Source organism: Candidatus Fukatsuia anoeciicola, from assembly GCF_964059965.1.
GTDB lineage: Bacteria > Pseudomonadota > Gammaproteobacteria > Enterobacterales > Enterobacteriaceae > Fukatsuia > Fukatsuia anoeciicola.
The window spans coordinates 159138-171415 of record NZ_OZ060923.1 but is presented as its reverse complement, the minus strand read 5'-3'; the positions used below and the strand labels follow the sequence as shown (position 1 = coordinate 171415).

The 12278-nt window shown below is 27.4% G+C and carries 6 protein-coding genes and 1 pseudogene; all 7 read right to left on the bottom strand.

Annotated elements, in window-relative coordinates; translation table 11 throughout:
• Positions 1 to 1052: 1052 nt before the first annotated feature.
• The 7 genes and pseudogenes from AB4W73_RS00640 to truA all read right to left on the bottom strand — a co-directional run bounded on the left by AB4W73_RS00640 (position 1053) and on the right by truA (position 11647).
• The gene (locus AB4W73_RS00640) at positions 1053 to 1235 is read right to left on the bottom strand and encodes a hypothetical protein (protein ID WP_367680539.1); all 183 of its coding nucleotides are present in this window, start codon (positions 1233 to 1235) and stop codon (positions 1053 to 1055) included.
• Positions 1228 to 3707, bottom strand: a pseudogene (thrA, locus tag AB4W73_RS00635) (bifunctional aspartate kinase/homoserine dehydrogenase I). The gene AB4W73_RS00640 and the pseudogene thrA overlap by 8 nt, the downstream one beginning before the upstream one ends.
• 1626 nt (positions 3708 to 5333) lie before the next feature.
• The gene (gene purF, locus AB4W73_RS00630; protein ID WP_367680538.1) at positions 5334 to 6851 is read right to left on the bottom strand and encodes an amidophosphoribosyltransferase; all 1518 of its coding nucleotides are present in this window, start codon (positions 6849 to 6851) and stop codon (positions 5334 to 5336) included.
• A gap of 60 nt (positions 6852 to 6911) precedes the next feature.
• Positions 6912 to 7391 (bottom strand): CvpA family protein, encoded by a 480-nt coding sequence (locus tag AB4W73_RS00625; RefSeq protein WP_367680537.1) that lies wholly within the window; start codon positions 7389 to 7391, stop codon positions 6912 to 6914.
• 563 nt (positions 7392 to 7954) lie between these two features.
• Complete coding sequence (gene folC / locus AB4W73_RS00620; protein ID WP_367680536.1) at positions 7955 to 9235, bottom strand: bifunctional tetrahydrofolate synthase/dihydrofolate synthase; 1281 nt, start codon at positions 9233 to 9235, stop codon at positions 7955 to 7957.
• Positions 9228 to 10133: an acetyl-CoA carboxylase, carboxyltransferase subunit beta gene (accD, locus tag AB4W73_RS00615; protein ID WP_367680535.1), complete on the bottom strand. Its 906-nt coding sequence runs from the start codon at positions 10131 to 10133 to the stop codon at positions 9228 to 9230. Before accD ends, folC begins: the two co-directional genes overlap by 8 nt.
• Positions 10134 to 10837: 704 nt before the next feature.
• Positions 10838 to 11647, bottom strand: a complete 810-nt coding sequence (truA, locus tag AB4W73_RS00610; protein ID WP_367680534.1) for a tRNA pseudouridine(38-40) synthase TruA — start codon at positions 11645 to 11647, stop codon at positions 10838 to 10840.
• Positions 11648 to 12278 lie beyond the last annotated feature (631 nt).

The following is a 12278-nucleotide window of genomic DNA, read 5'->3' as shown; positions in this document are numbered from 1 at the left end:
AATTCTAACACCGTAATTATTTTAATTTTCTTCTATAGTGATCAGGAACGTAGTAAACATAAAGGCTGCTTTAACTTTTTTGGTTATTACCTGTAAAATTATTTCATCGCTGATAAAAACAGAGAGCATATAACTACTATGAGTAATAAAATTCTATTTTAATAGATACTCAATTTTTATCAAGGTAAATTCAGGTATTTCTAATAGAAATAACCTCTGCTGCTTGCCAATACCCTGTTACAATACTTCCATAAAGCTAACATGTTACGCATGATTTTTTAAATTATATAATTTTATGCCTTATCTTAGTAATCGGGTACCTTTTTATTTAGACAACAAATATGAATAAAATCTTCCTGTTATTTTATAGATAGACTTCTTACAGACAGTACGTAACACATTTTATTGTTTCTTTATCACGAGAATAGTAAACATAGTTAAGCTAAAACTAAAAATCTTATAGATTAAAGCGCTTTTAGCTTGTACAGCAACCTGACGTGCCTTAATAAAATTAAGTAGCAATTCTATACAATAAGGTTCAGCAATAACATCTTCATTAATTTAATAGCTAAATTTATATTTTACTATGATAAGCATGTATAAAATTAGTAAGATGACATCCATGATTTATATAGTCTTAAATTTTATATTTTCTAGTAAAATATCACGTGCAATGGCAGTAAAAATTTGAATTCTTGGATAAATTATTACTCAGAACTAATCTAAATTAGGAATCTATTTGATAATACTGCCGTGTTTTTCTAATATTAATTGTATCTACTAAAATAACAGGAGATAATATTGTTATAGTAAATATCGTTAGAGATTATTCCTTTTAATATACCCATCATAGTAAGGAGTATTACAGTATCTAATTGCTAGCTACAATATTTATTCAGTGCCATCAATGCTGCGCTACTATCAAATAAGCGCTTAACCTAACTCAGATCTAATTAGTATGTTTTTTTCTGATATTATTTTTACTGTTATAGTTTTATTAATTTTTTGGCAAAATCTCTACTAACATTAATAAATGATATTTTTTGTATTTCTTATGGTATTTTAGCCAAAAAGTAACATGTATTAAATAAGCTAGATTTATTAGCTATTTTAACTATAATATAATTATCTTCCCTTCCTAGTAAACTGCCATTGATAGTTGATACTGTAGCACCTAAAGTATTAAAATCTACGATGATATTACTTATTGATACTAACGCAAAAACTCTAACCATAATTATTTTTCTTATTTCTAGGATAAGATACGCAAAATGTTGGTAAAATTCCTGTAACAATAACATTATTACCGACATTATAGCCATATAATATTATGGGTAAGGGTTTATAATAATGACTGTAAAATACTAATATATTTTTATTATTTTTAACTTTATATAGCAGATCACTACTATCAACTGCTTTAATTTTTACTTAACAGCAACCTTTTTCAATGATACCATCATAACGTAATACTTTACCCTGTTGCCACGCTTTTATTATTTTTTTATTAAAATTCTTATCTAATGATAGTAAACGATCCAAAAAGGTTACTGCATTTCAATATATATTAAAGCTGGAGGTAATATAGATTTGATAACGATATCACATAATTCTGATTTATAACCTACTTCTCTATAAATAATTAATAACTTATAGGCAATATCTATGCCTGATAAATCATCACGCGGATCAGGTTCGGTGTAGCTTTGTTTTTGTGCTACTAGAATAGCAGTAGACAAGGTCATACCTCTTCATCTAGTTGACTAAAATAAAGGAAAGTGAACTAGATAAAAAACTATAGAATCGCTCTAATTGATCACCAGTATTAAATATATTTTGCAAATTTTCAATAACTGATAAGTTAGCACTAATATTAGTATCGTATAGAAATTTATGGCAAAATAACGCTGCTGTCCTTCGTAATTGATAGTAATAATTCATTGAAGCAACAGTATTTAGCTTTTTATTTACTGTTACTACATGACAACCTGTAGCTAAAAAAAATTGATATATTGCTTAGTAATAGTCTCACTAGAGGTATAGTCAACAATGACAGGATTTAGTAAGTAATTTATTTTTATTAGTTGAATTAATTAGTTCATATTAAAAAGTTGTAGAGAAAGTTTGAGCTGTTCTCTCCAGTTAGCTAAATTAATGCCTCTAATATCTATTAATATACTTTTAGAATTAGTTATACCATATGCTCGTAAATCAATATATTTTTATTTTAACTAACGTTGTTGATGATAAATTTACTTAATTAACGCACTACTAATACCATCAGCACCAATAACAAAAACTTTAATTACTTGATCAGCATTAAACATCACTTGATGACAAATACGCATAGCAGTAGTTGCCATATCGTTATTGATTACTGCAGAAATAGAACGTTTAGAAAAACCTTGTACAATAGCAATAATATTAATATTAGCATGTTCTAGTGCAGAGAAAAAGCGGGCAGAAATATCATGTTGTACACGTATACTATCCCCGATAATTGAAATAATACTAAGTTTCTCTATTATTGTTAATGGATTTAATATTCCCTGTTTACGCTCTAAATAAAATTCTTCTCGCAAAGCTTTATCTGCGCGTAATAATTCACTTTGTGGCACACAAAAACTTATGCTATATTCAGAGGAAGATTGTGTTATCAAAGCTACGGAAATACCGCTATGTGATATAGCAGTAAATATCCGTGCTACCATGCTAACCATCCCTTTAATACCTGATCCAGATACATTAATCATTACCATGTTACTAAGATTAGTAATTCCTTTCACTAAATAACCATCATTACTTTTTTTACTACTAATTAGAGTGCCAGGTGCCTCTGGATTAGTAGTATTTTTAATTAAACAGGGGATTTTAAATTGAGAAATAGGAATAATAGTACGTGGATGTAAAATTTTAGCACCGAAATAAGATAACTCCATTGCTTCTTGATATGATAATGATTGTAGTAATTTTGCATTTGGTACTATCTGTGGATCACAGGTATAAATACCGTTAACATCTGTCCAAATTTCACAACTTTCTGCTTTTAAACAAGCAGCTAGTACTGCAGCTGAATAATCAGAACCATTACGACCCAGTAGTACTAATTCGCCTTTATCATTACCTGCGATAAAACCTGCCATTAAAATAATATGATTATAGGGTATTTTTTGTAAATTAATACGTAAAATTGATGCCGCAATATCAATAGTAGAACCAAGATAGTGTCCATGTGCTAGTAAGTTTTCAACAGGATTAACAATAGTGACAAAACAATTTTTTGCTTGCAATAATGCTGCCATAATGGCAACAGAAAATTTTTCACCATAACTAATAATAGCAGCATTAATAGCTGCTGGGCATTGTCCTAGCAAAGAGATACCATGTAATAATTGATTAAGTTGATCAAATTCTTGTTTTAGTAAGTTACTTAATGGTTCTTTAGCAAGTTTTGGTTGTGCTTCAGTCAGATTATATAATAAATTAAAAAAAAAATTTTGCATCTCTCTAATCATTAAAGAAGTGTCTTGTTTAGGTTTTGCGATAGCGCTCTCGATCATTGCAACAAAGTTATTAGTTATTTTTGCTGGCGCAGATAATACGCTTGCAATTTGTTCTTGATCTGCCCTGTCTTTAATAATCTTAGCAACAGACATAAATTGTTTTGCATTTGCTACTGAGGTTCCGCCAAATTTCATTACTCGCATTTCTATTTTCCTATATTAATTTAAACCACGAGTACCATGGCATTATTAACCTGTAATTTATAACTAATTGATAACTATATGCACTATTAATATTAGATAATATAAAAATCAGTATATATTTCAGGTTATTAATTTTTATATTAATAACTATAATTCATATTAATTAATATCTATCAACAAAATAGTTATATTATATAACTCCTTAATATATATACTAATAATATTACAATAATCAGCTTACAATAAATATTAACTAGTATTCATAGGACTGTTATATATTCATTATTTACTTTATATCTAAATATTATTCTAATAATTTAGGATAAACATAAGTATTTTTACTAAAATATATATTTATATATAATAATTTGACTTTCTATTATTCCATTGTACTACTTATAATATAATAAATAAGTTGTGCTTTTATTTTATTAGCAATTTTAGGCTATAAATATATAAATTCTATATGTTTTAATCACAAAATATAAATTAATTACTCGTAATATCCTAGGGTACTTTAAAACGGAATATTATGATGTTTATAAACTAATAATAATATAGAAATACATTCTATTTTGTCTAAAATTTTATTAATTTATTTATAGAAAATATTAATCTACCATATAAGATATGTATTACTAGCTCGAAAATTACGCAAATAAGCTAGTATTATTTTAATTTTTCTAACTAACTATAATAATATAATCAATAGGATTCTTGTTTTAAATTTATATAAAATATATTAGCAAATTATTTAATACATGCTAGTATAGCTGTTTATACTTATAATATATTTTTGTAAACTATAAATTTAAATAAGTCCTGTAAAAAAACTAAAGTGAATAGAAAATTATAAGTTTAATAACTAAAGATTAGGTATTAATAATCATTTACTAATGTAACTTACTAATAAAAACTATAAATTATCATATAGCAAACTTCACGCTATCTTATATTCTTAAATAAATTTAACTTTTACGAAATCTTAGGCGCAATTCAGTCTTGTAATAAATTATTAAAAACATAGTATGAATTTAAATTTAATGATTATACTATTAATATTCTTATCTACTATATACATAAGAATTTTGAGTTAATGTTTAAGTGTATTAAAAATTATTACTACTGTTTTAGTATTAAATTAGTTTCTATTATAACTAATAAGATATATTATAATATTTATGTTTTCCATTAAAATATAATAAATAAGTTTTCTAACTTATTCCATATTATGCTGTATACCTATTAATTATTTTTATGATAGCTATACCAGTAATAAAATATGTTTGTATCTAAAGAATATTTTTTAATATTACTGTAAAACTAGTACCATAAATTATTTCTCTAATATCTAAAATATTAATAATAAATTTTTCATAATATATCTCTTTAATAATTCTCTTTTAAATCTTTAATAAATAATAAAAAAATTAAAGCATATGGCATATAATAATATTTATTAATATGCAGTAAATAAGGATTATTTAAATAAAACCACAAAAGATTTAAGTTATAAATTAGATTTAAAAAATTATTATTAAATTAATTCAAGCTAGTTAAATAGTTAACTATTAAAAACGTAATACTTATATTAAAGTTTGAAAATATTAATCTAAAAGAAAAAAATTAGTCTTTATTATATATTTCAAGATTTTCTATTTCATTTTGATAATACAATACCTGAGCATTATCACGGTGTAATAATACAAGAGAATCTAAATAATTCTGATTAATATCTTTAGTAATATAATTACCATCAAACACTGAACACTCAAATTCAGTAATATTAGAATTATTATCTTTTACCGCATTAATAAGATCAGCTAAGTTCTGAAAAATTAATTCATCTACACCTATTAGCTCTCTTATTTTATTTACTTCACGACCATACGCAATAAGCTCATTGACATTTGGCATATCAATACCATATACATTAGGAAAACGGATTTCTGGTGCTGCTGAAGCAAAATAAACTCGTATTGCACCCGCATCACGTGCCATTATTACAATTTGCTTTGAAGTAGTGCCACGTACAATAGAATCATCTACTAATAATACTTTTTTATTTTTAAATTCTGCTCTATTAACATTTAATTTACGACGTACTGATTTATGGCGTTCCTGTTGGCCTGGCATAATAAAAGTACGACCTACATAACGATTTTTTACAAATCCTTGACGATAGGGTTTATCTAAAATACGCGCGATTTCTAACGCGATATCACAGGAGGTCTCAGGAATAGGAATGACTACATCAATGTCTAATTGTGCCCATTTATCAGCAATTTTTTTACCTAGACTCTGTCCCATACGAACTCGAGCGCTATAAACAGAAATATTGTCAATATAGGAATCTGGGCGAGCAAAATAAACGTACTCAAATAAACAAGGATGATATTGAGGATTAGAAGCACATTGATGAGTAAATAAATTACCTCTTTCATTAATATATATTGCTTCACCTGGTGCAAGATCACGTAACAATTTAAAGCCTAATGTATCAAGAGCAACGCTTTCTGAGGCAACCATATATTCAATACGACCATCTTTTAAAATATAGTTACCCATTACTAATGGTCGTATACCATTAGGATCACGAAAAGCAACCATGCCGTGACCAATAATCATTACTACGCAAGCATAGGCACCTTTTATCAATTTATGAGTTTTAGCTACAGCAGTAAAAATATCCTCTTCTGTTAAAGGATAATTCTGCGAATTATCTAGAGCACTAGCAAAAATATTTAATAAAACTTCTGAATCAGAAGTAGTATTTACATGGCGACGTTTTTTTTTAAATAAGTATTCTCTCATTTCTTTCGTATTAGTTAAATTACCATTATGAGCTAAGGTAATGCCAAATGGGGAATTTACATAAAAAGGTTGTGCTTCTGAAACGCTAGTACAACCAGCCGTTGGATAACGTACGTGACCTAGTCCCATAGTGCCCTGTAAATGCAACATGTGATGCATTTCAAAAACATCCTTCACTAAACCATTAGCTTTACGTAAATGAAATCTATTATTAGAATCAAGAGTAACTATGCCAGCAGCATCTTGTCCACGATGCTGAAGCACCATTAAAGCATCGTAAATTAACTGATTCACTGGTGTAAAACCAGCGATACCAACAATACCACACATATTATTTTCCTTACTAACGTTAATGGATTATTATAAGGTTACGTATAAACTTTATTGATCCTATAAAAAATTTGACGTATTATGTAAGTAGTTAAAGAACCATTTAATTATATAATTAAATTGTGGGATTAATTGTGATTTTTTCCATTCTATACTTTGCGTAAAATCAGTAAAGGTATCTATAAAAAATAATATGATGGTAACAATGAGAATACCACGTAATGCCCCAAAAAATACACCAAGAACCCTATCAATTTTTAATAATCCAGTACGGATAATCAGACGACTCATCAATGAATTAATAATAGCACCAATAATTAAGGTAGTTATAAATAAGATAATAATAGCAATACCATTACGAATTACTTCGTTTCTAAAATAAGTAAAATATACTGTAAGATATAGATAAAAATGATGAGTAATAAAAAATGCAGATCCCCATGTTATAAGTGATAGCGCTTCATAGAAAAAACCTCGAATTAAACTAATCAAGGTTGAAAATAAGATAATAAAAATAATAGCGTAATCAATCCAGACCATAAAAAGACTTTAATATTTTTACCTTACCATTGAGGTTATTAAGAGTATTGAGTTTATACAATACTGTCTATAATTTCTTTTTAGAATTATTTACTTCTAACATAATATAGATTATTTATTAGTATGGATAATAATGGTAGTTAATAACCTAACAAGTATAATTTTACTATAATACTATTTGCATTAATAATATTATTCAAAATACTAATTAGTCACATAAATAGTACCTGTTTAGATTTTTTTATTTTATTTATAAGCTTGACAGAGTCAATTATACTCCATAGTTACTATATAGGTAAAATTAGTTAATTAATAAATATTCTTATATTAATTTTTTTGCAAAAAAAATTAAGTTTGGGTATTAACTTAATAATAGTAAATAAATTCTTCTAATACTTCTTTTATTATTAAATAATATTGTTAGAATTATTATTCTTCTTATAAAAACCAAAATAATAGCACTAACCAAAATAATTCTTAAATTAACTCTTAACCCTATTTCATAGCTAAAAATATTAATGCTTATTATATTAATAAATCTCTAATTTTCAATTTTATAGTTATTAAATTGTTTTTAATGCTGTCATAACAAGAGCAACGGTACGGAAGGATCCAAAAACAATAACAACATCCTGTGGATCTGCGTCATGCATTGCTTGATGCCATGCATGAATAACATTATTAAATAAATAAGGCGTATTTTTATTTACATTTTGTTTTGGTAAATATTGTGTTAACCATTCCACGGATGCGCCATGTAAATCAAATAATGATGCACAGTACCATTTATCAACTTGTTTAGATAAACAATTAAGAGTTGCTGCAATATCTTTAGTATCTAACATCGCTACAACAGCACGTACTTTACCTGATCGTTCTGGTAATTTAGCGAGTTGTTGGGCTAAATAAGAAGCAGCATGAGGATTATGAGCAACATCTAGGATTAACATAGGTTGTTTACTAAAAACTTGAAAACGTCCTGGTAAACAAGCAGTCTGTAAACCTTTATGAATAGCTAATTTGCTGACAAAAAAAGTAGAGTAATGTAGCATTGCTAATGCTGTCGCAGCATTTTGTAACGGTACTTTAGGTAAAGGTAAATTATCTAATTGGTATGAACCACTTCGCCAGTGCCAACTGCTATCTTGGCGACTAAATTGCCAAGCATCATGATAACGATAAAGCCTAGCTCCTAACTTTGCGGCAACTGTTTCAATAGAATAAAGTCTCTCAGGTTCGCCTACTATTGCTGGTTTATTATAACGAAATATACCTGATTTTTCACGCGCAATACTTTCTTTATCAGCACCTAACCAATTAGTATGATCAAGACCGATATTAGTAATTGCAGCAATATCAGAATTAATAATATTAGTAGCATCTAAACGACCACCAAGTCCAACTTCTAAAATAACTACATCAAGCACTGCTTGTTTAAATAGATATAACGCTGACAAAGTACTAAATTCAAAATAAGTTAATGAAATATTACCACGTACCGCTTCAATCTTAGAAAAAGAATGACAATGTGTTATTTCGTTAAGCTCTTTTCCTTGAATACGTACACGCTCTGTATAACATAAAAGATGTGGTGAACTATAGACCCCTACCCGTAAACCAGCAGCAAGAAGAATTTTTTCTAATACACAACAAGTTGTACCTTTACCGTTAGTACCAGCAATAGTAAATACATAAGTTGCAGGTTTTAACAGTTCTATACGTTCGGCAACTTTTTTAACGCGTTCTAGACCTAAATCAATTTCCTGATTATGTAATAATTCTATATAGGATAACCAGGTTGCCAAAGAAGAAGTTGATTTAGGTGAAAAAGAAGAATTATTCATTTAGCATTACTGCAAACTGTTTAACGTTAGCAACAGTAACAACCGGCTGTGGTTTATGGGTAAGTTTAGATAAGAGACTCGCTAGGATTTCTCGCATTTGTAGGCGATGCACAATCATATCAATTGCTCCTGTTTCAATTAAAAATTCACTACGCTGAAAACCAGAAGGTAATACTTCTCTTACTGTTTGTTCGATTATCTTAGGACCAGCAAAACCAATTAACGCTTTTGGCTCCGCAATATTAATATCACCTAGCATTCCTATACTAGCAGAAACACCTCCCATAGTTGGATTAGTTAGTACCGAAATATATGGTAAACAAGCTTCTTGCATCCTAGCTAGCGCAGCACTAGTTTTTGCCATTTGCATAAGTGATATTAATACCTCTTGCATACGTGCGCCACCACTAGAAGAAAAACAAACCAGCGGACAACGATCTTTTAACGCTTGCTCAACCGCACGCACAAAACGCGCTCCAACAACGGAACCCATGGATCCTCCCATAAAAGAAAACTCAAAACAAGCTACTACGAGAGGCATAGAAAATAAAGTTCCTTTCATAACAATAAGAGCATCTTTTTCATTAGTTTCTTTTTGTGCCGCAGCATATCTGTCACTATATTTTTTAATATCTTTAAATTTCAAAGTATCCTTTGGTGTAAGTTCTTTTCCTAGTTCTATCATATTATTATCTCTATCTAGAAAAGCTAGCAAACGTACACGTGCAGAAATATGCATATGATGGTTACATTTAGGACAAACTTCTAGATTATGTGTTAATTCAATACGATAGAGAATTTTTTCGCAACTATCACATTTAGTCCATACCCCTTCAGGAATATTAGCTTTACGAGAGAATGCAATTTTATTAGTAAGAATTCGTTCAATCCAGCTCATTATTAATTTCCTAGCATAATATTGCTTATGAAATTATTTTAGATATATTAGTTTCATAACACAAATTATAGTTTTATAAAAGGTTTATTTTTGCTGTATTGCTACGTACTAATATTTATAATTTTTATAAATACTACCTATAAAAATCTTTATTTTTGCTGTTAGTATTTATAAGATTATAAATCTTACCTAAAATAAGTCTGGTAATATGATTTGAAATAAAGGTCACTAAAAAATTTTTTACTAAATATGACTATTGATATAGTTAAGTGTGTTATCTGTAACTAGAAATACTATAAAATACTCATAAGATAAATATTAAAATGATTATAAAATAGAATACTACTAATAAGGCTAGCGATATGTAATAATAAGCCTCCTAGCAGGAAAGATATGGCTACTAACTATCTAATAAAAGAAAGTTAAAAATATAATTTAAAATTAAAAGCTATATTATATTACTGATTTTACTAAATAAATATAAACACATAAAAATTTAATTAATCATTAAATTTATAATTTTTTGTATGTTACTTTTAGATCAAATATTATTCTAATAGATTTATGTGTAATCTACTATATGGTGTAAATTTAATATCACCTAATACTTATAATTTTTATGTACTTTTATATTAATAAAAACTATTAATGTAATAGTATTTTAATTTTATATAATAAATACTAAATTTAAAGAGTTTAATGAATTAATTGTTACTACCTTTCCTCATAAAAAAGGGTACTGATGTGCTTTGTGGTAACATAAATCTCGTTGGATAATCAACACCTACTAAATATAGGCCATCTGCTTTTGCCATTTTAATAGCCTGAGTTTGATCTTTTAGTGTAAGTAACTGTACTAACCAATCCTCATTTTTATGACCCACACCAATTTCTATTAAACTACCAACAATATTACGTACCATATGATGCAAAAATGCATTAGCTTTAATGTCTATTATAATATAATTACCATAACGACTTACTACAATATGTTTTATTTCCCGTCGTGCAGATTTAGCTTGACATTGTAATTTTTTAAATAAAGTAAAATCATGCTCTCCTAACAAATATTGAGCTGCATGCGCCATTTTTGATGTATTGAGTAATTTTGGATAATGAGTAACCTTATGTATAAGAATCGCAGGACGATAATGGTGATTAAAAATAATATAATTATAGCGTCGAGCATTAGCACTAAAACGAGCATGAAAATCTTTAGTAACATTTTTCATCCAAATAATAGTAATATTTTCAGGCAAATATGCATTAGTCCCTATTATCCAAGCAGATTCTTTACGTAAAGCTGTAGTAATAAAATTAATTACTTGACCTGTAGCATGAACACCTGTATCAGTGCGCCCGGCACAAAATATGTTTATTAATTGATTAGCAATCTTGGATAAAGCCGTTTCAAGACATTCCTGTATGCTTATATTTTGTTTTTGACGCTGCCAACCATGATAGCCATTGCCATTATATTCAACTCCTAAGGCAATATTATAGTATTTAGACATGCTACTTAAAATTATTCCAGTTAAATATTAAAACTTAATTATCGTAAAGGTCAGTGCTAGATGTATCGTTATATTAAGCATATAGAGATAACTATTCCTATCACTCTTAATAGTATTTTGTAAGTTATAGAATCAATAAACATATATTATACAATATACAATACTATTATTAAATTATACATTATATATCAAGTTATTTAATTATCTTAATTTATTTTCATCTAATATTTTATAAAATCGTAGCAGATTAAATTTTATAGAAGGATAACAAATAGAATAGTTTCTATAAATTATATTTTTATATTTTATAATAATTCTGGAGTAATTATTATTACTAAATGTATTATCAAAGCATTAGTGTTGGTTAATACTAATTGTAGTGTTGGCTAACCTAATAAATTCTTTATAATATTAATACATTAAAATAAGATTTTATATAATATGTTTGTTAACTAAAGTTTTTATTTTATGTTTTAGTAAAATACTGTTACTTGATAGATAATATAGAAACTCTTTTTGTGTCACAAGTAGAAACCTAATCTTTCTAATAAACTTATATAGCCTTATTTTAGAAATCATAAAAAATTACATAAAATGCTGGAGGCAATATATAATACTCTGTATAATGCCA